Raw genomic sequence first — 25,988 nt, 5'->3', positions numbered from 1 at the left:
TAATAATAGAAACAGAGAGCCAAACATTATCGGCTCTTTGTTATTCCAGAATGTTACTTAACAAGGTATCGGGACGAAGGGCCAGCCCCCGTGTCCCTTTATTCTCAATATAATATATGTATGTTTTGGATAACATTTTCAATAAGCAAGATTCGTTTTTTTAACACTTGTTTATTGCGTAATTCAACTAGAAAATCAAGAAATTCTGATTTTGCAGGAAGTCCTGGTATAGCATAAGCAAATCTATTATTTGCTGCTTTCTCCCGGACATGCTTTTCTAATGCATGAATGACAGTTGCTTCATGCTTCTCCTCTAAAGAGGTCCACCTTTCTATGTCATCCCATGAAAAGTTTGACCTTACGAATAATTCGTCCCATCCGTCTGTCACAGGAAATGTCACATGGTTCTCCATCCAGGAAATCACATCCCTCGAATGAAAATCACCAAGATGAGAAAGTGCTTCATACCCATTTAACTTTTTAATAGCTTGTTCAAGAAAATTCAATACGAAGGGTAATCCTTTATCTTTACTTATACACATAGAAGTTAAGTACGAACGTAATCTAGTATCGATATGATCTGGCTTCGCATCCCAGAGGCTGGTAACCCATGCCTCAGCGTAAAATCCTAGAACTCGACCAATAATCTCACATATTAGTTTCTGTTCTTTAAATGTTCCTTTTAATTCTGTTAATAGGAACTGAAATAGTTCATGTCTATTAAATTTCATGAAAAAATCGATTGTTTCTTCATCTATTTTCCCTCGATAGACAACAAAGGCTGCTAGCTGTTCCATATTATTTTTCACATCTTCTAATGCTGTCTCTGAAAATGTCTCAAACCATTGCTTCCACTTTACAGCTGCTAGACTTGCAGTATCCAATCCCGAATCGCTTAGAAAATATTCAAACTGCCATTTTTCACTGCCAACACACCCAATTTCAGTAATTTTCAATAAATAATCGATAAATGAATCGGCAATATAGTTAACCGTGTCTTCCTCATGATCCCAATAAATAACTGGCTTTTCATCTCTGTCAACAGATATATCGAATGCATAAACATCTCCATTACCGGCGTGAGCGAACTCTAATTTCCCTCTAAGCGTTTCTCCGTAATCTTCTCCATCCTCCATTAGTTGGTCAGCTAACCTAGTTAAATTCTGAAGACAGTCGATATTCCAATGGATCTCTCCTGAAAATATTTCGCTAAATTCACTGGGAATCATTGTATCCTCAGAAAATGAGTAATAAAAAGAGAGGGATTTTCCTATGTTTTGTACTATGTATTTATATGAAGGAGGCAATTGACACCCTAACTCCTTTTCTTTCGCCTCAATCTCCTGCTGTGTTGCCTTTTCGCCAATTTCCATTTGGTAGACTTTGCCGTTATTCTTCTCTAATTTTTGCAGTATTTGTTTCCATCTTGAAATAAGAAATTGAAGATCCTCCATTTTTCAGCCTCGCCTTCCACGGCTAATTTTTGTACATGCATTCTTGATTTAACCATATAGGTCAATAACTACAACGAAAAACAGCGTTCATTCTTCATAATCAACGCCCGCAAACGCCGCAATCAAGTTCTTTTTCATTTGTTCTATGTCTATTGTTTTTTCGGCTCCCGCTTCCTTCTAAAATACACCTTGGCAATGGCAGGTCTAAAATATGGTTCATCACATCAAGCTCTTCCGGATAATGTACGATCATTCTCCCCGTTCCGGGTAATGATGTTCGCTCTGCCACGAGATCAATCCTTTGCAAAAATTATCATTGGCAGGCATTCCGATTCGATTGAACTCCTCTTCTTTTAAAACGTATCTGGCTATCTGATATAGCCCATGCGCTTCTGTACAAAAGCATTTATAGATTTTAGGGCGATCCATTCTTGTCGAATATTTACATACATCACCCAATGCTTCCGTTGCTTTTTCCATATCATTATTCGATAGTGCCATTAGATAGGAAACAATTGCTTTTTCCCATATCCCCTTCTTTTGACTCAAAAATTTTTCTCCTGCCGGATAAGCATGCTCCATCCACTGCTGATTTTTATACCATAATGACATAAGCAAATTACTGGCAACTACATAAAAAGGATATCCATTCTTGCATAGCCCCAACTCCTCTGGCAAACACTTCTCAATAACCTCTTTGTAATTACAGACCATGCTATCCATCACTTTCCAGAAATATAGACAATGATCATATCCGCCAGCTTTCATATCTAGTAATCTATGTTTGCTGTAATGATAAATGGCATTATTCAGCAACTCATAATCATTATTCTGAAAAGCTTGAGACAAACCCAATAAATATGGATTTTTTATTAAGGCTAAATATATCGTGATATCCGAATCTTTTCTTCTTTCGTTAATTCTTGCGCATGTCTCAATTTGCTGGTTTAAATATTCTTCCCAATCTGCATATGTATAAACATCATTCGTCTCAGCAGGATTACGATATATTTTCAGATATTTCTTTGCTATTTTCTCCATGCGGACTCCTCTTTTCAAAGAATATTCCTGGTCACCATCCCAAAGAAACATGTATGTTCCTGCCTGCTTCTCTTGAAGAATAAAAAATACTATTGTTCTATTTTTATGTCAGCTTAATTAGGCAGATTATTTTGCCACTCTAAGTTCGATTTTAATACCCACCATTTTTTCAACTAGTTTCTTTGCCAATCCGTATGGATATTCCTCTGCCACAATAAATGGCAGGTTTCTTGATCCCTTTAGTAAATCAGCTGCAGTCATTTTTAATCCAAAAACACTTTTAATCTTCAATAAATCCTTCAATCCGCCATTAGGCATGTCTATTAAAACGATTTTACAATTAAGAGATGTGGAGCCGCTGTCTTCTGTTTCATCTGTTTTAATTAAGAATCCATTTTTAACCCATTGAGTAAAATCTGAAGTAACTAAATCAGCATGTTCAGGAGTCATATCTCCAGAATCAACGATTAAAACCCTTTTTTCCTCATCCCCTTGGTGCATAAGAAAAACTCTTCCGCCGCTATCATCACCAATAGCAATATAATCTTGTGCGTATACCTTCGTCTCCCACGTTGCATTTCTTTCAATCATATCCTCGGTTCCATAAATGACGATCCCTTGTTCAGTTAAAATGCCATTTGAAATTTTTAGTAATTGTATATAAGAATGTGGCAATTTGGCATTCCACTCATTTTCGACATTCAAAATTTCTTGATCGCTTGCCGAGGGCCTTAACAGTAAGTCACTTATATGAGGAATATCCACAAAAATCCCCTCGCTTCGTAAATTAATTTAACTTGCAGCGATGCAAAGGATCATTATGCATCGCTGCACCAAAGAGATTTAATGCCCATGCTCCGCTGCCATTGCATCTGCTTTTGTTCGATGAACTGTACCCCATGGATGTTGAGGAGGAGCATAGATTGAATACAGCTTTAGCGGGACATTCCCTGTATTCGTTACATTATGCCATGTTCCAGCAGGGATCATGATGGCATCATCATCATTCACTTTTCTTCTAAAATATAAATTGTCTTTCCGGTTTCCCATTTGAACAATCCCCTGCCCTTGTTCAATCCGCAGAAATTGATCAAGGGTTGGATGCCTTTCCAAGCCAATGTCTTCACCAGCTCTAAGACTCATCAAAGTAACCTGCAAATGCCTTCCTGTCCATAACGCCGTACGATATGAACGATTTTGCTTGGCAGCCTTATTGATATTGACCACAAATGGCGCTGAACCATAATCCTTTAATTCAATACGATTCCTTTCCTCTAGTGATTGCATGGGAAACCATTGTGTATTTCGATCCATATTCCAGTAAACAGGATATCCTGGTTGCCAGTAAACATTATAGGGATATGGGACATGATACATCTTTCTTCAACCCCCTTTCAGATTTATAAAATCAGTCTATGCACTCTGTTAAGGGGTGTTATGCTTTTTTAATGGCTTTGTTATGATTCATTGTTTATTTTCGTGTTGTATGAGAATTCATAAGCGGAGATTTTCCGTCTAATTGATAGAGTGGAAGCTTAATAAGCAGATATAAGCGGAGATATTCCGATTATCTGCTCAGTTTAAGGCAAAATCCAGAGTATTGGAGAATATAACCGGAAAAACTGCCTTTATTTTAGGGAAATATAGGTGTTTCCCAATTTAAACGGAATTTTTCCGTTTATTTCTCAAACACCGTAAAATCAAAATTCTGTTATACCAGAGTCTTTTTAATAGCAATCCCAATTATAGATAACGTTTGAAAAATTCAAGTTGAGTAAATCCTCTTTTCGAATGAAAAAGTTTGCTATGCCACTGTCTCCCGTACATGAGCTTTCTATTAATGGTTCCAGTATATAACAATTTCTCGCCTCCTGCCCATAAACCTCCAATTCTATTTTTAATCCTCACACCCGATAAACCATATTGCCCCTAACGATTATTTGCTTGTCCAGCTCTAATTCGAACAGCTGGTCCATAATGTCTGTGACGTCGAGGTTTAATTCCCTAGATAGCTGATGAATCGTTGCGGGAGAGTTTGAAAGGAGTTGAAGGATAGGGCTTTTGGGGATTATAGCCGCTAATGAGGGGTTGCTGTGTTCTTGATTTTCTTTATATGCTTGCAGGCTTTGAATCCCAAGATATGGCGGAATTCCTTGAGCAAGCAAGCGGTTCGTGCCTGCCCCTTCTTGGGAATCAATTCGATTTGGAACCGCATAGACAGGTTTGTTGTTCTTGATGGCAAAATCGACGGTCCAGAGAGCACCGCTCCGTTCACCTGCCTCCACAATGACAAGCTCTTGAGACCAAGCACTAATTAGCGCATTTCTTGCGAGAAAGTATTTGGGGGATGGCAGTGTTCCAGGCGGGTACTGCGAGAGAAAGACACCCCCATTTTCTAAAATTTGCTGATAAAGGATTCTATGTTCCCTTGGGTAGCAAATATCTGGTCCACAGCCGAAGAAAGCGATGGTGTATCCTCCTTTTTTGCTGCAGGCAGCTTGTGCGTAGCTGTCAATTCCTTTAGCAAAGCCGCTAACGACAGGAGTGTTAATGGCTGCGAGTTCTTCCCCTATTTGTTTGGCGATTTTTCTTCCATAGGGTGAGCATCTTCTTGCGCCAACGACACCAACTGTGGTGTGGAGCGGCTGTAGTTCCCCTTTGTAATAGAGAAGAATTGGGGATTGCTTGCTCTCTTGGGCAAATTTTGGGTAATATTCACTCGTTAAAGTAAGGAGGTTCACTCTTCTGCTTTCTGCAGTTTCCAGGATATTTTCTGCATCCTTTAGACAGCGGTTTGAGAGAATCGACTTCCTTGCACTTTTGGTTAGTTTAGGTATTTGCAAGAGTTCATCCTCTATTGATTCATAAACCGCCTTGGGGGTCTGGAATTGTGCTAGCAGCTGTTTTTGCCATACGGGTCCTACATGCTTTAAGCGGCTTAACCATATCCAATAGATTTCCATCTTCATCCTCCTATATAGGTTGATTCTTTTTCAATATCACGGCTTAAGAGACTCTTCTTCAGATGATGAATTTGTATTTGCTCCTCTCCGTCTAGATCTGCAATGGTACGGGCGACTTTAATAAATTTATGCAGGGTGCGCCCGCTATATCGGAAGCGGTGATACACTTTCTGCAGCAATTCTGTACATTCACTGTCAAGCGGGCAATATTGATTGATTAGGGAAGGCGTTAACTGCGCATTGCATGTAATTTCAGGCAGTATTTTGTACCGTTCCTGCTGAATAGATCTTGCTTTTTCCACACGGGTTCGAATATCCGCTGAACTTATCCCCTCGTCCTCCTTATTAAAAAAATCAACTGTTCCCACATATTTTTGAATATCCATTCGATCCATAATCGGACCGGAAAGTTTTTGGCGATATTTTATGATTTCGTAGTCTGTGCAGCAGCATTTCTCCTGGTCAAAGTACCCACATGGACAAGGGTTCATTGCACCAATAAGCATAAAATTTGCTGGATACGTATTTGAGCCCCACACTCGCGAGATCGTTACTGCATGATCTTCAAGCGGCTGTCTCAGTGAATCCAGCGCCTTTTTACTAAACTCAGCGATTTCATCTAAAAATAAAACACCATGATGAGCAAGGGAAATCTCGCCTGGCAGCGCATGCGTTCCGCCGCCGATGAGCGCGTTCGTTGAGGCGTTATGATGAGGGGAACGAAAGGGGCGCTTCGTGATGAGTTGGTCTTTATTCTTCAAAAGATTGGCTACGCTATATATTTTCATAACCTCGAGTGATTCTTCCTCTGTCATTTTGGGGAGAATGGTTGGAATTCGCTTGGCAATCATAGACTTTCCACAGCCTGGAGATCCAACCATAAGGAGGTTATGCCCACCTGCTGCAGCGATGCTAATATAATCAACGAGTGAATGGAGTCCTTTTACATCTTTGAAATCAACGGAGTACGTATTTGGTGAGGCAGGATTGACCATTTCTGTTGCGGGAGGGGGCTGTTTGCCCGTGAGGATATGAATAGCTTCTTTGAGTGTACGGCAGCCGATAATCTCTATTCCTTTAATAAACTGGGCTTCCTGTACATTTTCTTTTGCAAGAATTAATCTTTTTAATTGGCACTCTCTTGCTTTTATAGCCATTGGGAGGATACCGGATACGGGGCGGATAACTCCATTGAGGGATAACTCGCCGATCAGTCCTGTTTGGGAAAGAGCGACTGGACGGATTTGATTTGTTTTAAGTAAAAGACCAATTGCCATCGCGAGGTCAAAATGGGTACCAGTTTTTTTCATGTCAGATGGAGCTAAGTTAAACACGATTTTTTGCGGCGGAAACTTGTAACCAGCGTTTTTAATCGCAGCTTCCAAGCGCTCCTTTGCTTCCTTAACTGCCTTGTCGCCGAGACCGACAATGGATACAGATGGCAAGCCAATGAGTGTATCTGTTTCAACCTCGACGAGATGGCCGTCAATACCTGTAATAGTGAAGCTTTGTACGGTTGATGCCATAATTTTGTCTCCTTTTTTAGGATTTGCGATTTCGGGTTTTTTCGTTGAATTCTTAAATGGGGTGAGCACGAGGAAGTGAAAATGCAGGGAAAGAGGTTCTTCTTTTAGTATACAGCATTTATTCTATTCATTCGCTTCAATTATGGACAATTTTGTAGAAAAATATTGGGCGATATTCATTTTACAATTATCCTTAAAATGACCACGGGTGGTCCAGTAACCGCCCACGGTCATTATAAAGTTCGTTGCTATTAAGGATTATATGTTTTACTAGAGGAATTCAAATCAAACACAGTTAACTTTGATTTACGTTAACTTGTCTGGAAGTTGCTCCAGGTTCAGACAGGATTGCCTTTGGATTTATCAAAACTGTCGGAAGTTTGCTCTCGTTCGGACTTCTTTGCTCTCGAACTCTGCTATCCTGTCCGAACTTCACCCTTGTTCGGACTGCTTTGCCCTTGAACTCTGCTATCCTGTCCGAACTTCATCCTTGTTCGGACTGCTTTCCCCTTGAACTCTGTTATCCTGTCCGAACTTCATCCTTGTTCGGACTGCTATCCCCTTGAACTCTGCTATCCTGTCCGAACTTCACCCTTGTTCGGACTACTTTTCTCTTAAACTCTGCTATCCTGTCCGAACTTCACCCTTGTTCGGACTGCTTTGCCCTTGAACTCTGTATTCCTGTCCGAACTTCACCCTTATTCGGACTACTTTCCTCTTGAACTCTGTATTCCTGTCCGAACTTCATCCTTGTTCAGACTACTTTTCTCATAAACTCTGCTATCCTGTCCGAACTTCATCCTCGTTCGGACTACTTTCCCCTTGAACTCTGCTATCATGTCCGAACTTCACCCTTGTTCGGACTGCTTTCCCCTTGAATTCTACTATCCTGTCCGAACTTCATCCTTGTTCGGACTACTTTCCTCTTGAACTCTGTATTCCTGTCCGAACTTCACTCTTGTTCGGACTGCTTTGCCCTTGAACTCTGCTATCCTGTCCGAACTTCACCCTTGTTCGGACTGCTTTGCCCTTAAACTCTGCTATCCTGTCCGAACTTCACTCTTGTTCGGACTGCTTTGCCCTTGAACTCTGCTATCCTGACCGAACTTCACCCTTGTTCGGACTTCTTTGCCCTTGAACTCTGCTATCCTGTCCGAACTTCACTCACTGGCGGGTACAAGGAACCGCACCTGGACAATAGAGCAGCTATTGCTGTAACCGGTAAAGCATAGTGACAAGGTGCGCTCTCGTCATTGTGTCCTTTGGCTTATAAGATTCATATGTCTTTGGATAATGGCCCTTTTCATCCAAATAACCATTGACAATATTTTCTGCATAGAGCCATTGAACAGCTTCCTCTTCAGTCATGTCTTTATCGGTGAAGTTTTTTGCAAGAAGTACTGCTGCTTTTCCTCTTGAAAGTGCAGCATCTGCCTCTTCAGATACTTGTAACCCATATGATTGAGCAAGTTCATATAAATTTTTTAGAGACTCATCTTTCAGCTCGTCCCCCAACTTATAGCGTAAAAAGGCTTTTAAATATTGGCTTTCAGTCATAGGCTGATAAGGCTTCAGTAATTTTTCTGCTTTAAAGCCTTCAATTATCCCTTGATTAACAGCCCATTGAAAGGCATCTGACCAATATAATCCTGGTGTATAATCCTTGTAAACGGATAGGTCAACAGTTTCCGTTTCCTTTATTGAACCCGTTTTAACCCATTCAGCAATATCATCTAGAAATTCGACTGGGACATTGCCAGGTGTCATATATTCAGTTATCCCATTCGGTTCACCTTTCATATTTACAAGCATGTGCATCATATCTGGATACAATTTATACTGCACATCGTTTCGGTCCTTTAATGCGGTTTTCCAATTTTCCAAGTTTGAAGCAGGCACCTGAATGTCTTTTCCTCCCTGCAAAAGAAGCAGTGGAACATTTTGTTCCTTTATAAGGGATGTTGGTGCATAGTCCCTTAAATCAAACCACCAATATGCATTTGGAATCTGGAAAGCTGGCGGAATATTGTCCTTCGAATATTGTGGATCATCGAGAAGCTTAAACTGTTCTTTTAATACATCCAATTGAACTTGAGCTGCTTTAATTTGTTCTATTGGCATATTCATGCTTTTAGCCCTTAAGATGGACTGTTCTGTCTGCCAAATTAACAGCTCATGGAATTTCCCAGTTGGTCCTGCAACACCAATTGCTCCTTTGATATCCTTCTCCTTATCATTTTCAAGAATAAGAGGAAGTGCGTAGCCGCCTTGGCTATGTCCTAAAACAAAAATGTTATCCCCATCTATTTCTGGAACTGATTTTAACGCTTTTACAGCATCATTCGCATCAAGCACCGTTTCCTCCATGATGGAGAACTTCGGGTTCATACTCGACTTGATTGCATGAGTATTCGTTCGTTTATCATAGCGCAGAACGGCTATTCCATTATTCGCAAGCCCAACAGCTATATCCCGAAAAGGCTTAAAGGCATAAGCCGTTTCATCCATATCATTTGCTCCTGATCCATGAACAAGCACAACCACCGGAAATGGACCTTCCCCTTTAGGTACGGTCAAAACACCTGGCAGAGAGAATGTCCCTTCCCCAATGGTCATTTTCTTTTCTGTGTAGTTTTCTGGGGTGTTATAATCAGGATTTAAAAATTGGCTAGGATCATAAGCGGCCTCTGTATGAAAATCATCTACCTTTCCATTTTTATCAAAGTTTACAACGAGAAGAAACGGGCCTTTCTCTGCAGTCAATAGGACAGTTGCCTTCGTATGTACACCATTATCCCGATAACTTTGTATTGCTGTTTCTTTAATTGCTCCATACGGTGATGTTAATGCTGTCCAAAGCTGTGACAATCCTTCTTTTGAAACATGTGATTGAAGATTTGCACTTAATAGCGGCATCAGTTCATCCCATTTTTGAGATTTAGCTAATGCAAGAAAATCCTTTGTTGCCTTTTCAAAATCTGCTTCGTTTACAGACTGCTCCGCGTGCACCTGCTGCACAGGAATAGAAATCCCTCCACTAATCGCTGCTGCACCAATTGAACTAGCTAAAACCCATTTCCCTACCACTTTTCGTTTTTTCACAACCTGCACTCCTTTCTATCATTCATACTTTCTATTACGCACTTGTTTCCAGAATGTTTCATCTTTTTAAAAATTATAGGAAGAAAGTTATTAATCAAACGTTTGATTAATAAAACAAAGGCACTGCCAATGTTGTTGCACGGCAGCGCCTTCCAGATGATATAAATTCTTAGAGTGACCTGAATCCACTTTTCATTTTCGGGACGCAGGACCTGCCCTCCCTTTCCTAGTTAGCAGGCTCTGAATAAAACTCTTCTACTGTGTATCCCTTTTCTTTTAAGTGGAAGAGAATGCTTTGAGGTGTCAGGAAGTGACCTGCTCCTACAACAACAAAGTATGTGCCCTTTTCATCCGATTCTAAAAGCTTCGCGATTTTCTCAGACATATTCTTATCTCTTTCACCGAAAAGCATAGAGTTGAATTCATTTGATTCTTGTTCCTGAGTATTAAAGCTTTCTGCAAATCCTTTAATATCCCCTTTGTTCCAATGGCCAAGCCATTCTTTCACAAGGTCGCCTTCTTTAACTTCGATTGAATCTGGATCTAGAATGCTATCAAGGGTTTCAACTAAATATTCTTCCTGAGCCTCAGGCGATAGTCCATCAAACATATCTGCCTGTGCCTTTATTCCCTCAAGCTCGATTACTGGCTTTTGAGATAATAGGGCATTTGTAAGGAAGTACATATCAATGCCTGAGTTTGCCATTATATCAGCCGGTATCCCGCTAGATTCACTTAATGACAGATTGGCAAAGTAGCTTGCAAGAGTCCAAGGCTTGAACTGAGCAAAGGCTTCTGCAGGCTCGCCATATTTTTCAATCACTTTAAGCAGCTTCTCATAAGTCTTTTGACTCACAACATCCTTTATCGTTGTGCCATCCTTTAGCATAGAAGCTTCTGTAAAATATTGAAGACCTTCCATATCCATAAGGTTTGCTTCAACTAGCAACGCATCTGCTTCATAAAAAGCAGTTAATAATTTTTTATTCATTGGATAGATATCAGGTGTGCCTACATGGACTGAGCCTAGTAAATAGACTTTATTCCCGTTTTTCTCAACCTTCCAGGCAACACCTTTTGAACCGGCTTGAACCTGATCGTACGTATCCCTTACAAATCTAGTTGCAAATATTACTGCATCCTGTGTAGTAGCATTTCTTTCTAATTCTACCCCTTTAGCAGAACCTCTAAGAATGCTGCGTTCCTGCATATAGGCTACAGCAGAATCTCCTACAGGCAATTCATATTGAGAGATGATTTTATAGAGCTCATTAATAATGTTTCCTCTTGATGTATCGAGGCTGACATCCTCAGGAGTATAATTTTCTCGCTTAGTAAGTCCTAATGCTGCTATTTTATCCTTAGTTTTAGCTAATAAGGCATCAAGACGTTCTTTTGAAATTTCTGTCCTAAAGCCATCATAGTACCATTCCATTGGGAAAATGCCATATTTCTCACCTTCGGATAGCTCACCTATTGCCCATGCGCTGATATCCGGGGTTTTCGGTTCTTCCGCTTGAGCAGGTACGATTGACGTTAGCATTAGCATGGTCGCAAATAATGCTGCGAATGCACCCTTAATCATTTTTTTCATTCCCTGCAAAACCTCTTTTCTTCAAAATTTATCTAGTTATTAAATTACTAAACAGATAATCCTATCTAGGAAAATAGAATTATCTTGGTATTTTACTATTATTTTCCACAAGGGGTGATTTGTCAAATTTGTTATGGCAATAAAAAAAGAGAGTTCCTAAATAAGGAAACTCTCTTTCATCTTGTCCGTGGATACTCTATTAATCTACTGCACGGTCTTCAAAGTAGTATTTAATAATTCCTGGTGTCTTCGGATCTGTAATATGGTAGACGGATGAGCCAACAATTTTCGCTACTTGCAGAAGCTTGTTCTTGTCGATTTTATCCAGTGTGTCTGTCGGCTGGTGGTACCAAGGCTCGACTGGTGAGTGGATAAATAAAGCAGATGGAATGCCTAGGTCATGGAATGGCTGATGGTCGCTTCGGCCAAGCTGTCCATAAGGAAGAACCTCATTAAAAATATGATAGCTTGAAGTCGCCCCTAAGTCGGTTACAAGATTTTTCTTGCCATCAATTGTGTACATGATTAATCCGCCAGCTTCGTTATCTCCCCCAGCATCACGACCGCCGATCATGTCCATTTGGAAGTGTGCAACCATTTTATCAACATCTGCTTTTGGAAGTTTAGATGCATAATAAGACGAGCCAACTAGCCCTCTTTCCTCCGAGCCAAATGTAAGGAAGCGAATTTCTGTATCTGTCTTTTCCTTCGCAAACAATCTTGCTAATTCAAGAACAGCAGAAACTCCTGATGCATCATCATTTGCACCTGGTCCACCAGGCACTGAATCATGGTGTGCACCAACTGTCACGATTTGTCCTGTATTTTTCTTCTCTGTCGCCGGTTTCGTTGCAATGACATTGTAGGAAGTCTTTTCAATCTTTTCGATATCCACATCCAATGATACGGAAATCTCTTTCGCCTTTAGCTGGTCAACCAGCTTCAATCCGTCTGCTTTTGTAATCGCAACTGCCGGAATGTTTTGCCCATCTGCAGCTTGTCCGAACGAGTTGCCTTCATCTGCGTTGTTATACATCAGGACGCCTACTGCCCCTTTTTCAAGGACATTGCTAATCTTTTCTATGAAAGAGATATCTCCGCGTTCCACTAAAACAATCTTCCCTTTTACATCTCCAACCTCTTCTGGTGTTGCCTTTCCAACATGTACAAGCGGAGCTGTTACTTTGCCGCTCGCACTGCCGCTAAATGCATGAGGAGTCCCGCCTAGATCAGCATCGCCAATTTTCACTTTTACATAATTTGTCTTGAAATCGTAAATTGGGAATGGCTGAATTTCTGTTTTGTAGCCTAGCTTCTTAAATTCTTCCTCTATGTATTTGACCGCTTTAAGCTCTCCTTCTGTTCCAGCTTCCCTAGGTTCTTTAGATAACAATTCAATCGTTTTATACATATTGTCTGCACTGATTTTCTTCAGAAAACTATTTTCTATCACTACTTCATATTGTGTGCTGGGACTGGCCGCCATTGAAGCCGTTCCACTAGATAAAACTAAACCTGCTGCTAAAAATAATGCTGCTGTTTTTTTACTCAATCCAATTCCTCCTCTAATTTAAAGTTAACTCTATTATCAATATATTTAAATATTTTGTAAATTGAAATAGTTTTACAAAAAATACTATTTTTCAACAATAGAGGCTTTTATTTTTAATAGACCTTTATACTATTTATAAAAGTAATCACATTCGAAAATAATATTTCAAAATAATAATTGACTACAATATACCTAGCTGTTTTTTCAGATACATTCCTGTTCCTAGTTCCTGCCGATTAGTAAAAAGAATACTACTTTCAATGTCTAACAGCTCTGCAACAATCGACAAATTTCATCTATTTCCTCTATGATCCGAGGTAGAACTAATTTTTCAAACGGTTTGAAGGGGATTGCTAAAAGGATTGAGAAATATTGTACAGCAGGCTGCTTAGCAGCTATTCTACAAGGCTCGTAAAAGGATGGATGTTAGTGTCTAAAAAGTTCTGGTTCAAGCTAGTCCCCATCGTATTAGTTATTTTCATAGCCTATTCAGGAGTTAGTATTTGGTCTTTCAGCGGCAAAGTGCAATTAGTAAAGACGGATGTGGCTGTAGTACTTGGTGCAGCGGCTTGGGATGATGAACCATCTCCAGTTTTACGTGAAAGGGTAAATCATGCGATCTCCCTATATGAGAATGGGTATGTAGATAAAATCATCTTTACCGGCGGGAAAGGAAAAGGTGGAAAATTTGCAGAGTCAGAGGTTGCGAGGGATTATGCAATTAAAAATAATGTTCGGGCGGAGGATATTTTGATTGAAACGAACTCTGCGATCACTGAGGAAAACCTAAAATACGCCTATGACATTGCAGTAAAAAATGACTTTCAAACATTTACCATTGTTAGTGATCCATTGCATATGAAAAGGGCTATTTTAATGGCAAAAAACACGGGGATGGAAGCTTATTCTTCACCAACGCAAAGCTCCGTATATAAAACATTGGGCAGTAAAATTCCTTTCTTCTTCCGTGAGCTGTTTTTCTATGTCGGTTATATGATCAGCCTGCCATTTAGGTAAAGTAAAAGGACTTGAATGCTCAAGTCCTTTCTTGGATTATTTCACACTAATTTCCAGATACGATCCTTTAATCATTGATTTATTTTGCTTACTGCTCCAATGAGGGTGAATGATTAGCAAGTATCTCTCATTTGATTGCAAGGATTTTTTTGGTGTCACTTTTAGTGTTCGATCATCTATTATTGTTAATTCGGTCTCTACTTCGTGACCGCCTAGCTGAATAAGCTGCACATCTTTAGTAGAAAGGGCATCCCAATTCATGCCAGTTGTCATTTTAATAGTAAAAGTTTTCGTTGTCGGCACATTATTCAACGCAGCAAGCTTTGAATATTGATAATAGCTTTTTAATAAATGATCTCGATGGGATACAGCCAGCTCTTCACCAACATTTGTCTGGATATTCGGTGAAACACCCACTTTATTGATCGCTGTCCCCTTTGGCGAGAAAAATTTGGCTGTAGTAAGTTTAAGGACACTTTGATCACTTAGGATAAACAAAGTCTGCATAGAACCTTTCCCATAAGTTGTTTGCCCGTATAACACTCCACCATTTTGTTCCTTTACAGCTGCAGAAACCATCTCAGATGCACTCGCACTATTTTCATTTACAAGCATATGAATGGGATGAGAGAATTGCGTAGGTTGTGGCAGCGCCTTATAAACTTCTGCCTTTCCTGCTTTCTCACGCAATTGGAAAGACAAATGAACTTTTGGAAAAAGCCCTGTAACTTCCTGGGCAGCTGATACATAGCCGCCTCCATTATCTCTAAGGTCCAGGATATATCCCTTCGCACCACTCAATGACTTGATTGCTGATTGAAGCTGTTCGGCTGCATTCATCGAGAAGCTGTGAAGGCGAATATAGCCGATTTCCCCGCCAAGCATGTCTGCCTCAACGTTAGGAAGAGAGATTCTTTTTCGTTCAATTTTCTTTGTTATCAAATTACCTGTTTCTTTCTGTAAGAAAGTAATATCAACAAACGTATTTTCCTCTCCACTCATATAAGAAACAGCTGCTTGCATCGACTCACCTGATAGGCTTTTCCCATTCACATGAGTAATAATATCTCCAGGACGGATCCCTGCTTGATCTGCGGGTCCTTGTGGAATCGTCTGTATCACTTTAACTCCCTGTTCATTTTCCTCCAGTACAACCCCAATACCTATAAGCTCCTGATTAACCGTATTCGAAAACCTTTCAAACTCTTGTTTAGTCATATAAACAGAATAAGGATCAAGCTGCTTGGTCATTTCATGAATGGTTGGCAAGTTTAGCGTCGATGCAGGCACGTCCTCAACATAGTACGTTTCAATTAAATCCCGTATCTCATCAATCGGCTCTTCAGCATGAACAAATGAAACTTGCGAGAATACTAATATGGCTGTAAACATGAAAAATAGGAAGCTTTTCAATCTATTCATTATCATTCCACCTTCTTTTAGTATGATTCGAGAAACAGAGATCGTGTAATACTATTCAATTATTATACTAAAAAAAGATACAGTAATTCATAAAATTAAGAAAAGGCTGGAGTGCACACGACTCCAGCCTTTTCTATTAAATCACTTTTTTTATTTGTTCAAAATGATGATTGTCATGCTCCGCCATGCCTTGGAAATAGACTGCCAGCGAAAGGGTAGACTTGCCAATCACTAGCTCCTTGGACCAAAGTTCTTCATCCATATCCTTTAACGCGGATAGGAGTGTTTTTCTGACAGCTGCAAACTTTTCAATCGTTTCTTCTTTTGTTCGCGCTCTGCTTTCAGAAGCTGCTAGGTCATTGATTGCTTGAGCATCTGCGCTTTTTGGCAAATCGATATCCTTAAAGAAGTATGGGATTCTGTCATTTACAATAAACTCATCCCACGGAATCAAATGGCCAATGATTTCTGCAATGCTCCACTTTCCTTCTTTGACCGGCATTCGCCATTGCTCCTCCGATAATTTTTCTAGATCCTTCACCCATTGGATGGATTGTTCGTAATGCAATAGAATGTGCTCTTTTTCATTTTGCAAACGGTATGCACTCCTTTTTAGGATTTTGTCGAAAAATCGATATATTTGATTTTTTGATATTTCGTAGATATATTGCCGATTTCGAAGATAAGTTACACTTTTTCGCAGATATATCACTTCTGTCCGCCCCACGCGTGGCCGTTGTGATTATTATTTTATCGCAATATAAATGTCGACTTGTGCTTCAAGTGGGTTTGCACATCTTTCGTCATATACTTCGAAATCACCTGTATAAGCTCTTGTAAAATCAGATTGCTCAAACCATGTCCAGATTTGCTGCCATGCTTTGACGACGATTTGTGCGATCGGTCCTTTTTCAGTTGTGAAGACAACATATTTGGCAGCGGGAACGGTTTTCGCAACGAGCCCCTCTGGCAATGATGCATCAGCACTTCCTTGCAATCCGATTGTCATACTATATTCCCCGTCCACTCCATCTATGTAGTCAGAATACAGACCATATGTAACGGCACCAACAGGATTTGGAATTTGCTCATATACCTTTTCCTGATAATACTTCTCCCACATTTGCGGAATTTTCGCATCTTGAGTCATTTCATTGACATTAGTCGTTCTTGCAGTCATGCCAATGATGGCAAACGCCTCTTTTTCCATTATGACAGGTTCATTCATCTTACTGCTGCCGCTCCATCTTTTTAATGTTGGCAGGAAGTTAGTCAGAATCGTCCGAGCTTCCTCTTCACTTTTTCCATCCTCTTTCATAAAAGGGACACAAAGATCAATCATGTCTTCCATTGTCATGTTTGGCTGCTTGAATTCGCCCCCTTCATAACAATAAACACAGTACTCTCCGCTTTTTCCTCCATCAATCTCCGTACCAAATTGCTTTTCATCATTCATCGGCATTCCACAGCTTTGGCAAAAAACAGCATTCATCAAAAACACACCTTTCATTTGTTTGTACTCACTATATCAAGGGAAACTTGACAGCTGTTTGTCATATTTACAGATAACTTTCCAAAATTTCTTTTGCGCGTCTTGCTATTATTTCCCTTATATGTAGAGGCTCCAGCACCTCTACCTTATTGCCAAAGCTTAAAATAAACCCGTATAGCCACTCATCCTCAGGAGTGTCAACTTTTATAATCGAAGAATCGTCCTCTATTGTTTCGATGCCGAACATTTCCTCCATCATTAGCCGGTGTTCAGGCTGAAACGCCAGCTTTAACTGGACCGTATTTTCTGGTGCATTCCATTCCTTGTCCCACGGACGCTCGGATATATCTATTTCTCTGCGGGTAAACTTTTCTGCACAGCCTTTAAGTTCTTTTATTCTCGCAATCTTAAACAAGCGAAAGGCTTCTCTTAATTGACAATAGCCATAGACATACCAAGATCTCCCTTTTTCAACAAGCGTATGGGGTTCAATCGTCCGAACGGATTGTTTTCCGCCTGCGTTCCCGTATGTAAAAGTAATGCACACTGAAGATTCAATTGCCTTTTTAATCACTGTCATTTTTTCCTTCAAAAATGTATTCGTTCCCCACGGACTATAATCAATGAAAATATAATCTGAGGTATTTTTGACCGCTCCTTCAGCAATCCCTGTAATTTTTTCAAGTACGGCCTCTGCATGAGGATCCTGGTAAGAGGTAAGCACACTTTTTAACGCCATCGAAATGGATGCTAGCTCCCCTTCTGTAAGCACCTGCTTATCCATACGATATCCCTCAATTAAACTAATTCCTCCATTTACTCCTTGAAAGCTTACAACAGGAATCCCCGCCTGACTGAGCGTGTCCACATCCCGATAGATGGTTCTTACAGAAACACCAAAAAGCTCAGCAAACTCCTGAGCTGTCACCTTTTTCCGGTTTATTAAAATCATCGTCATTGTTAAAAGACGGTCTAGTTTCATGTTTTTACTTCCTTTTTAATTAAAGTGCTAACATTGTAAAATTCTATGTTCCTATTGAAAAAACCTTTGGGAGTTTAGAGATACACGAGAAATTTGTTGGTTGTTCTTGGATTGCTTTGCTTGTTCCTGTCTCTTCTATTTTTCCTTCTCTCGCGGGCACAAAAAAAGGAGAGTTGATCTTCCACAATCAATCTCTCCTACAGTGTCGATAAAGCTTCTACTCCTGCGATTTCTTCAACCTTCCAGCCTTTTTAGCTGCATCACGAAGAAGAAATTCAATATGGCTATTTACACTTCTAAAATCATCAGCCGCCCATTTTTGTAAAATCTCATAAAGATCAGGGTCTAATCGTAATGGAAAACTCTTTTTCTTAGACATAGAGCTCACTCATTAATATAGTGTCCCCGTATTAATAACAGGCTGGGCTGGTTTTTCCGCTACAATCGCAACTAATAAGTTATTTACCATTTGCACTTTGCGTTCATCATCTAAATCAATCGTTTTATCCGCTTCTAATTGTTTAATCGCCATTTGTGCCATTCCGACAGCACCTTCAACAATTTTCTGACGGGCTGAGATGATGGCAGTCGCTTGCTGACGCTGCAGCATCGCTTGGGCAATCTCAGTTGAGTAGGCAAGATGAGTCAGTCTTGCTTCAATCACTTCAACCCCAGCCACATTCAGGCGGTCTTGCAAATCAGCAGTTAGTTCATTGGAAACCTCTTCTGCATTTCCTCTTAATGTAAGGTCTGCATCTTCAAACGTATCATAAGGATACTTCGTTGCCACATGACGAATCGCTGTTTCACTTTGAATCTCAACAAATTCCTCATAATTGTCTACATCAAACACAGCTTTAGCCGAATCGACAACCTTGAAAACAATCACCGCTGCAATCTCAATCGGATTCCCTTCCACATCATTTACTTTCAAACGCTTGCTATTAAAGTTTCGAACTCTCAACGACACATTGCGACGCAATGAAAGCGGCACAGTCAAGTAAAGTCCATTGTTGCGAATCGAACCTAAATACTTTCCGAAAAAAGTAACGACAGCTGCCTGGTTTGGCTGGACAATCGTAATTCCGCTTGCCAAAAGAACAGCTACAGCAATTAATGGAATAGCAACGGCAAATAGCTCCTCAGTAATTAAAAGCCATACACCAAGTCCAAGCAAGGCGACAATCGCTAAAATTCCAATAAACCCATTTACCTGAAATACGTTTTTATCCCTCATTTTGCTCACTCCTCACAATATCTAACTTATATTATTATGATATCACTTTTAGGAAAAATTGTAAATAAAAAAAAACCACCCGTTAAGGTGGTTAATAAAATCATACGGTTGAAAATTCTTCATTTGAGGCAACAATGATAATTTTTCCTCGATCCAGCTCCGCTTCATATTGCTCAGCCTCAAATTGGGTTAATCCTAGTGTTTCAAATTGGCTCCGCAGCTCATTTCCGCGTGACTTAAATAGATTGGCAACGGTATCTACTATCCCTTTTTCTTCTAATCCCACGCTTTGAGTGGAAGTGTCATCCGTTAATTCTTTGGAGTAGTCTTTATCATGTGCAAAAGTATATATTTGATCCTTCGAATACCCTTCAGCAACTAGTTGAGAAATTTTTTCTTGAACCTCGATCGCATTAGTGGCTACTAGTACTTTACGCATAACTATCATCCTCCAAGTATTTTTTATTATTTAGTTGTCTTCTATTACATAACCTTTTTTGATAGATTTGAAACATTTTTTCATAGAAAGACCATCTAATAAACATATAGGACTTGAATGAATAAAACTCCAATTTTGTTTAATGGTAAACAAAATTGGAGTTTTTTATAGACAGTTTAAATTATTGGATCTCTAGCTGGGATAAGGAACCTGTCCCTCTGTCCCTCTGTCCCTCCCAGCATGTTAATTTGTTCTATTATTTTTATAATCTTCGCAGTTTCTACAAGAGGAACTGGTGATAAGCCTGTATTAAAAAATTTCACGATTTCTGCTAATAGGTTTGCATAATACGGTCGTTCATCCTGCCATAGCTCGAATGTTTCTGCACGATCTTTGTAGTGAATGACGCCCCCAAAACGGTTGTGCCAATCATAATCTCCTCGCAGGATTACTTGGCGGCTGTCAGAATATGATAACGTTAGCAACTCATATTTTTCATCAAATTTCTCTTTTTTGACCATTTGGATATCCGTTCCAAAAAGCGTTACAATCATCTCGATCAAATGTATCCCATACCAAAAATATCCCGGCATAGCAGTCTGCTGCGGCAATGGACCATATATATATGCACTAATAAATCCGCTTGAATCTATATTTTTGATAGATTGCGCATAGCGCAAAGAGGAAGAGCTCATGATCGGTGTTTGATGGTTTTCACTGAGCTCCATCACTGTCTTCATTTCCTTGCTGCTCATGACGATTGGCTTATCAATGAATATTGGCTTTTTGTATCGAACAATATTCTTTAACCAAGACAGGTGATTCCGGCCATCGACTGTTGCCAATAGAACAGCATCGACACTTCTCATGAACACATCTATGTCTTCTACAATCTTTACTTTGTATTTGTTTTCAACGATATTCTTATAGTATGGAAAGCGATCCCTGCTAATTGGCAGATCCTTTGAAAAGATTGGGAGTGCATGTGTGATTCTTCCTGCCTCAAGATGGCTGGGATCACTTGTATCATTCAGCAATCGAGTGAAAATTTCACTATGAGATGTGTCTAACCCCATTAATCCAATTCTCATCTTCACTACTCCTCATTAGTAATCATTGAAAAAACTTGACGTGGCCGCCCCCTAGTTGTGAGCTTTTCTGTCCCTGTCACTTCTACAATATTAATATCTAACCAAGCCTGTAGAATGCGATGGGCACTTCTAATAGTAATTCCTAGCATATTGGCAACATCCTGTGCCGTAAATTCATTGAGCCGATTCCTTTTAATCATCGCTAATGCCTTTTCTAAATGAACCGCATTAATTCCTGATTTCTCAGCCAACTCAAGAAGCTTCGCATCTGTTACAGAAAGCGGGTAAGTAATTGGAGAAATAAGATCAATCGGTCCAAAGACTTTCCGGTCTTCGCGAACAATGAATCCGCATTGCCCGCCATAATCCTGTGCCTGGTAAAGAGCAAATCGAGCATTTTTGCCGGATTCAATCGCTGTTGACCCGAACCCTATTCCGATGGATAGATGAATATTCAGCGACTTTTTCATTTCATTTAATAAGGGCAAGAATTTGTATCCTTCAGTAATTCGTTCAAATGTTCCGCGATTCGTAACAAATATATATTCAGCATCATTTAGGGCTGTTAAATAGGCATCAAATTGCTCCGCAAAATGTAATAAAGTTTTATAAATATCATGAATACGTTTTTGTAATTGTTTTTCTGTAGCAAAGTCCTTCATTAGAGCTGATTGGTCCACATAAATTCTGCCAAAAACAATCTGTGTTTCCTTTTCCTTTCGCTGAGTTGTTGACAGCAAGAGCCGTTCTAAAATGACAATAATATCTTCTTCTGTTGGCTTCAGCCATTCATTGGCAATCCCTAGCTGGCTTAATTTTTCACTTATTAGCTTTAAACTCGTTATAACGGCACGATTTGGATTATTTTCAACAACTGATAGATGGTGTTCAACTACCTCATCTACATTATCTGCGTGGACTAATTCATTAAAATGGGTATATGTGAATGATTCCTGGAGTGATTGTCTCGTATTCTCGATATATGGAACTTGAATGCCGTCAAAACTTATATGGGACAAGGGTTGTTTTTTGTTTAGTAAATAAAGGGCACGATATAACCCCGAACCTTTCAAAGGAACGTAAAAGGAAGGAAGCTGTGCTGGAATCTCCATTCTTGCAGTTAAATAAGGGGCTCTTCCCGAATAGAGTAAACAATCCACCTGTCCTCGAAGCTCCTTAGTAAATACCAATGCATCACTTAACTGATTGGAGAGGCGATAAATTGGTGTCATCGATGGAAATAGATCAAAGCATCTTTGGAAAATTTCCTTAATCCAAAGTGGACCAATCACTCCAACTTTAATATGTACGTCCAATTCAACCACTCCTTTTCGATTATCAAAAAAGGCACACCCGAAAGAATGTGCCTTTCTATTCATTATACATGAGCTTCTTGCGATAATGTGAAACTTCCATCAGTGGGGGTTTTCCGAAGCATAGGACTTGCTAGTGCTTACGTTGCCATAGGAAGCGGCATTCTTATCCGGCTCTCATTCCTCACTGATGATTAGTTAAGCCAATCGGGCATTTACGGGCAGTTGATCCCCCACTAACGCATCTCGTTTCCTCGACTTCCTTTTCGTTAAGGATCTTACTGCCCGCTAATCTGCGATAAAAAGGATTTAATAAAAGAGTCGTCATTGAGCTCTGGGTATACGGCAGTGACTCGGCTAATTTCTTCACTTTGCCCATCGCTCATTACTTCATGATCGGCTAAGCACCAATTTCCTTGAAGCAGTCCTTGCCTTTTTAACACTTCATTGATTCCTGAAATACTTCCTTTAAATTGATTGGCAGAATCAAAAAACGCTGCATTTGCATCTGTCACTTTTTGGGCAATTGTCAGCCATTTTAAATCGATGGTTTCTTTTCTTTTTGCTTCTTTTATCGCTTTAAATAATTGAACAGCACTTTTCGTCCAAACAGACCAATGGCCAAGTAAGCCTCCAACTATTGGCTTTTTCACTTCTTGCCCGTTTATATTAAATGCATATGTTGTCAGTAAATCTATGACAATATTATCATCATTCCCGGTATATAGCGCAATTTCCTCTCTTCGCTTGGATTCACAGACAGCTCTTGCGACATCAAGTGTTTGATATCGATTAAAAGGAGCCATTTTAATTGCAAGGACATTTTTAATATCGGCAAATTCCTTCCAAAAATTGTAGGTGAATACTCTTCCTCCAACCGCAGGCTGCAAATAGAACCCAAAGACTGGAATAACTTCGGCAATCAATTCCGTCCGTCTTAGCAAGTCGGCCTCTGTGTAATGATTTAAACCCCCGTTGCTTAATAAAACAAGGTCATAGCCCAAATTTCTTGCTATCTTTGCTTCTTCAACCGCCTGCTCGGTTGGTCCGCAGACCCCAGCGATTTTTAAAAAAGGACGATTAAGCTTTGCTTTGTCCACTTCTTCAGAAGCTATTCTCAGCACATCTTCGAACAGGTTGAATTTCGGATCACGAATTTCAAACTGTGTTGTATGGACTCCGACAGCAATTCCATCCACACCCGCTTCCATATAATAACGGGTTAATCTCCGTTGGGAAGCTTCATCTAATTGCTTCTGTTCGGTTAAAGCTAAGGGATGGGCTGGGATGAATGCACCATCATGCAGCAGTGTCCATTTTTCAGGTGAAAGCTCCATTAAAATTGCCCCTTCCTTTCCTGAAAATGTGTGGGCTTGTTAATTGTTTCGCCATCATTCATGACCCAACTTGCTGTCCAATCAAGCATTTCATGAATGGATACACTTGGATAGCCGAATAATCGATGCGCTTTTCCAGCATTATTTAGCAGAGCAGTTTCTTGCTCCTGTCCTTGAAATACAGGCTCTTTTCCAAACCTTTTTGCAAATTGCTCTGCAATCCAGCGTACAGGCAATGTTTCAGGACCAGTTACATTTAAGATGGCTGGAGGCGAGCTTGCAATCAATAGGGAGCGAATGGCATATTCATTTGCGTCCCCTTGCCATATAACATTGACATGCCCCATCGACAAATCGATAGAAGTAGAATGATAGACAGCTTTTGCAATTTCGAGAAGTACTCCATATCGCATGTCAATTGCATAATTTAAACGAAAAATTGTAAGTGGCGTCTGATCTCGGTGAGAAAAATAGGTTAAAACTCGTTCACGGCCCAAGGATGATTGACCATATTCCCCAACAGGATCTACTGGATGGGATTCATCGCACCCTCCTTTTTGTACTGGAACAAGCGGATAGACATTCCCTGTAGAAAAGGCAACAATGCGGGAGCCGCTGAAATGTTCGGCTATTCTTCCCGGTAAATACGTATTCATCGCCCAAGTATAATGTTCATTTCCAGACGTTCCAAATTTATTCCCAGCCATGTAAATAACATTGGGCAGCTTTGGCAAAGCTGCCAGCTGTTCTTCATCCATTAAATCAGCTGTAATTGTCTCAATGCCTGCTTCCTCTAATTCTTCTTTTAAATTCCCAGAAGTAAACCTTGAAACCCCTATGACTTTTTTGTTAATTCCTGCTTCGTCAATTGCTCGCTTGGTCTTCTTGGCAAGTGTGGGACCCATTTTCCCGCCTACCCCGACTATTAAAATATCGCCTTCTAATTTCTTTATGTCCTCTATTAAGGCGTTGGACGGTTTTGTCATTAATTCTTCTAATTGCTGTACATTTTGCATGAATTACAACTCCTTATGGTTTAAGAAAGAAAGATATTTTTGAAGTTATTAAATGCTAGGTAAAGTAAAACTAGCAACCCTAGAATTCCAAATAGATTACTAGTTAGTCTATTTTTTAAAGCTCCCATAATTTTTTCATCATTTGCTACAACTAAAATACAAATGGCGATAAAGGGAACAATAAAAATGGTAACGGCTTGGGCGAAAACGATAAGGTTTACTGGTGCAGACCCAAAAATAATGGCAACGATTGAACCAAATAGGATTACGCCAACAATGGCAATTTTCACTTTCATATTTGAGAGTTTGCTGCCAAAGCCCAATCCATCCGCTAACATCGATCCGCCAATTGTCGCATTCCCTATTAGTGATGAATAGGATGCGCCCAACAGCCCAATCATAAATACAACGGTTGCCCATGAACCAAATAAAGGTTCAAGGGATGCACCCATTTCTGAGGCGTCGTTTACCACTAATCCTTGTGGCTTTAATACAGCTGAAGCAACGACCATAATTAAGAATGAAATGAATCCTAAAATGAAAATCCCTAAATAGGACTCTCGTGTACTGCTTTTCGCATCTTTAATCGTCCAGCCTTTTTCTTGAACTAAATAAGATTGATAGACAGCACCTACGATAGAGAAACTTGTTGCAAAAAGGGCAATAACTAACCCAATGCTTCCTGAAGGAATGGCTGGTATAAATCCGCTGAAAATATCCGAAAAGGATGGTTTGACTGCGATAAAGGTGATTAAAAAAGCACCCAGCATAACTAAAACAAGCCCAAGCATAAGCTTTTCTAAAATCGCATAAAACTGTTTAGCAAATAATAGGGCAATGGCAAGGATGGACATGAGAACGATCCATACAGTTGAATGAACACCTGTCAATGCTTTCATCGCAATTCCTGTACCAATCGAATTACCTGCTTGGAAAGAGGCTGTTACTAAAAAGGCTCCTACACCTATTAGAACAGATACCAGTTTCCCCCATTTATTCAGCATGACATGAATGAAGCTTTGATTGGCAGCAAGACCAATTCGTGTGCTCATCTCTGTGTAGCACATCATAAAGATAATCGCAGCGAAAATTGCCCATACAAGATCGGTGCCGTATATCGCCCCAATTTTTGATGACAGCGTCACACTTCCTGGACCTAAAACTAAGGCAGAAGTAATAAATGCAGGACCAAGATACTTTAAAATATTCTTCTTCCCTCCATTTACATGTACACCAGGTTCTGTCCCTTCATTCTCCAACTTCATTAAACTCGCCTCCTTTTATTATCTGAATCTTCTATATAATCATAAAACAGAAGGTGTTTAATTGACATGTCTTTAATATGTCTTTAATTTGCTCCCGGCAAATAAAAAAAGAGACTGTATACATGTCCCTGTGTCTAAAATAATA

23 protein-coding genes and 1 pseudogene are annotated in these 25,988 nt (G+C 39.9%); 1 reads left to right on the top strand and 23 read right to left on the bottom strand.

The window, feature by feature from the left end:
- Nucleotides 1-104: 104 nt before the first annotated feature.
- From C1726_RS14195 to C1726_RS14150, 11 genes and pseudogenes are all read right to left on the bottom strand, one after another.
- The gene (locus C1726_RS14195) at nucleotides 105-1,454 is read right to left on the bottom strand and encodes an SMI1/KNR4 family protein (protein WP_102273757.1); all 1,350 of its coding nucleotides are present in this window, start codon (nucleotides 1,452-1,454) and stop codon (nucleotides 105-107) included.
- 100 nt (nucleotides 1,455-1,554) lie between these two features.
- On the bottom strand, nucleotides 1,555-1,707 hold the full coding sequence (locus C1726_RS26200) for a hypothetical protein (protein ID WP_180968205.1): 153 nt from the start codon (nucleotides 1,705-1,707) through the stop codon (nucleotides 1,555-1,557).
- Complete coding sequence (locus tag C1726_RS14190) at nucleotides 1,704-2,495, bottom strand: hypothetical protein (RefSeq protein WP_142385093.1); 792 nt, start codon at nucleotides 2,493-2,495, stop codon at nucleotides 1,704-1,706. The genes C1726_RS26200 and C1726_RS14190 overlap by 4 nt, the downstream gene beginning before the upstream one ends.
- 126 nt (nucleotides 2,496-2,621) lie before the next feature.
- Nucleotides 2,622-3,260, bottom strand: a complete 639-nt coding sequence (locus C1726_RS14185) for an SMI1/KNR4 family protein (RefSeq protein WP_102273755.1) — start codon at nucleotides 3,258-3,260, stop codon at nucleotides 2,622-2,624.
- Nucleotides 3,261-3,338: 78 nt separating this feature from the next.
- Nucleotides 3,339-3,872 (bottom strand): cupin domain-containing protein, encoded by a 534-nt coding sequence (locus tag C1726_RS14180; RefSeq protein ID WP_102273754.1) that lies wholly within the window; start codon nucleotides 3,870-3,872, stop codon nucleotides 3,339-3,341.
- A 350-nt stretch (nucleotides 3,873-4,222) separates the two neighbouring features.
- Nucleotides 4,223-4,315: pseudogene (locus C1726_RS14175) on the bottom strand (DUF1963 domain-containing protein); the annotation flags it as partial.
- A gap of 84 nt (nucleotides 4,316-4,399) precedes the next feature.
- A complete protein-coding gene (gene dprA / locus C1726_RS14170) occupies nucleotides 4,400-5,458 on the bottom strand; it encodes a DNA-processing protein DprA (RefSeq protein WP_180968204.1) in 1,059 nt (352 codons plus the stop codon).
- 2 nt (nucleotides 5,459-5,460) lie between these two features.
- The gene (locus tag C1726_RS14165; RefSeq protein WP_102273752.1) at nucleotides 5,461-6,984 is read right to left on the bottom strand and encodes a YifB family Mg chelatase-like AAA ATPase; all 1,524 of its coding nucleotides are present in this window, start codon (nucleotides 6,982-6,984) and stop codon (nucleotides 5,461-5,463) included.
- 1,206 nt (nucleotides 6,985-8,190) lie between these two features.
- On the bottom strand, nucleotides 8,191-10,086 hold the full coding sequence (locus tag C1726_RS14160; RefSeq protein ID WP_102273751.1) for a serine aminopeptidase domain-containing protein: 1,896 nt from the start codon (nucleotides 10,084-10,086) through the stop codon (nucleotides 8,191-8,193).
- Nucleotides 10,087-10,312: 226 nt separating this feature from the next.
- Nucleotides 10,313-11,680 carry a TraB/GumN family protein gene (locus C1726_RS14155; protein ID WP_102273750.1) on the bottom strand — a complete coding sequence of 456 codons (1,368 nt, stop codon included), beginning with the start codon at nucleotides 11,678-11,680 and terminating at the stop codon, nucleotides 10,313-10,315.
- 199 nt (nucleotides 11,681-11,879) lie between these two features.
- Nucleotides 11,880-13,232, bottom strand: coding sequence for a M28 family peptidase (locus C1726_RS14150; RefSeq protein WP_102273749.1), 1,353 nt, complete (start codon nucleotides 13,230-13,232; stop codon nucleotides 11,880-11,882).
- Between the two features lie 423 nt (nucleotides 13,233-13,655).
- Here C1726_RS14150 and C1726_RS14145 point away from each other — a divergent pair, with 423 nt between their 5' ends.
- On the top strand, nucleotides 13,656-14,249 hold the full coding sequence (locus tag C1726_RS14145) for a YdcF family protein (protein WP_102275810.1): 594 nt from the start codon (nucleotides 13,656-13,658) through the stop codon (nucleotides 14,247-14,249).
- Between the two features lie 36 nt (nucleotides 14,250-14,285).
- Here C1726_RS14145 and C1726_RS14140 read toward each other — a convergent pair whose 3' ends face one another.
- The 12 genes from C1726_RS14140 to C1726_RS14085 all read right to left on the bottom strand — a co-directional run bounded on the left by C1726_RS14140 (nucleotide 14,286) and on the right by C1726_RS14085 (nucleotide 25,843).
- A complete protein-coding gene (locus C1726_RS14140; protein ID WP_180968203.1) occupies nucleotides 14,286-15,671 on the bottom strand; it encodes a S41 family peptidase in 1,386 nt (461 codons plus the stop codon).
- A 136-nt stretch (nucleotides 15,672-15,807) separates the two neighbouring features.
- Nucleotides 15,808-16,266, bottom strand: a complete 459-nt coding sequence (locus C1726_RS14135) for a DinB family protein (protein ID WP_102273747.1) — start codon at nucleotides 16,264-16,266, stop codon at nucleotides 15,808-15,810.
- 150 nt (nucleotides 16,267-16,416) lie between these two features.
- A complete protein-coding gene (locus C1726_RS14130) occupies nucleotides 16,417-17,163 on the bottom strand; it encodes an effector binding domain-containing protein (RefSeq protein ID WP_102273746.1) in 747 nt (248 codons plus the stop codon).
- Nucleotides 17,164-17,230: 67 nt separating this feature from the next.
- Nucleotides 17,231-18,145, bottom strand: coding sequence for a helix-turn-helix transcriptional regulator (locus C1726_RS14125; RefSeq protein ID WP_102273745.1), 915 nt, complete (start codon nucleotides 18,143-18,145; stop codon nucleotides 17,231-17,233).
- 217 nt (nucleotides 18,146-18,362) lie between these two features.
- Nucleotides 18,363-18,524 carry an Arc family DNA-binding protein gene (locus tag C1726_RS14120; RefSeq protein ID WP_102273744.1) on the bottom strand — a complete coding sequence of 54 codons (162 nt, stop codon included), beginning with the start codon at nucleotides 18,522-18,524 and terminating at the stop codon, nucleotides 18,363-18,365.
- A 12-nt stretch (nucleotides 18,525-18,536) separates the two neighbouring features.
- A complete protein-coding gene (locus tag C1726_RS14115) occupies nucleotides 18,537-19,382 on the bottom strand; it encodes an SPFH domain-containing protein (protein ID WP_102273743.1) in 846 nt (281 codons plus the stop codon).
- 100 nt (nucleotides 19,383-19,482) lie between these two features.
- Nucleotides 19,483-19,821, bottom strand: a complete 339-nt coding sequence (locus C1726_RS14110) for a general stress protein (protein WP_102273742.1) — start codon at nucleotides 19,819-19,821, stop codon at nucleotides 19,483-19,485.
- Between the two features lie 176 nt (nucleotides 19,822-19,997).
- Nucleotides 19,998-20,912: a Gfo/Idh/MocA family oxidoreductase gene (locus C1726_RS14105; protein WP_102273741.1), complete on the bottom strand. Its 915-nt coding sequence runs from the start codon at nucleotides 20,910-20,912 to the stop codon at nucleotides 19,998-20,000.
- Between the two features lie 5 nt (nucleotides 20,913-20,917).
- Nucleotides 20,918-22,228: a GGDEF domain-containing protein gene (locus C1726_RS14100; RefSeq protein ID WP_142385092.1), complete on the bottom strand. Its 1,311-nt coding sequence runs from the start codon at nucleotides 22,226-22,228 to the stop codon at nucleotides 20,918-20,920.
- 275 nt (nucleotides 22,229-22,503) lie between these two features.
- A complete protein-coding gene (locus C1726_RS14095) occupies nucleotides 22,504-23,562 on the bottom strand; it encodes a dihydrodipicolinate synthase family protein (protein ID WP_102273739.1) in 1,059 nt (352 codons plus the stop codon).
- Nucleotides 23,562-24,578, bottom strand: coding sequence for an NAD-dependent epimerase/dehydratase family protein (locus C1726_RS14090; RefSeq protein WP_102273738.1), 1,017 nt, complete (start codon nucleotides 24,576-24,578; stop codon nucleotides 23,562-23,564). Before C1726_RS14090 ends, C1726_RS14095 begins: the two co-directional genes overlap by 1 nt.
- 20 nt (nucleotides 24,579-24,598) lie before the next feature.
- On the bottom strand, nucleotides 24,599-25,843 hold the full coding sequence (locus C1726_RS14085) for an Nramp family divalent metal transporter (RefSeq protein ID WP_102273737.1): 1,245 nt from the start codon (nucleotides 25,841-25,843) through the stop codon (nucleotides 24,599-24,601).
- Nucleotides 25,844-25,988 lie beyond the last annotated feature (145 nt).

This window comes from Cytobacillus massiliigabonensis (genome assembly GCF_900199725.1).
In the GTDB taxonomy this organism is placed as follows: domain Bacteria; phylum Bacillota; class Bacilli; order Bacillales; family Cytobacillaceae; genus Cytobacillus; species Cytobacillus massiliigabonensis.
This window is presented reverse-complemented; position numbering and strand designations above follow the sequence as displayed.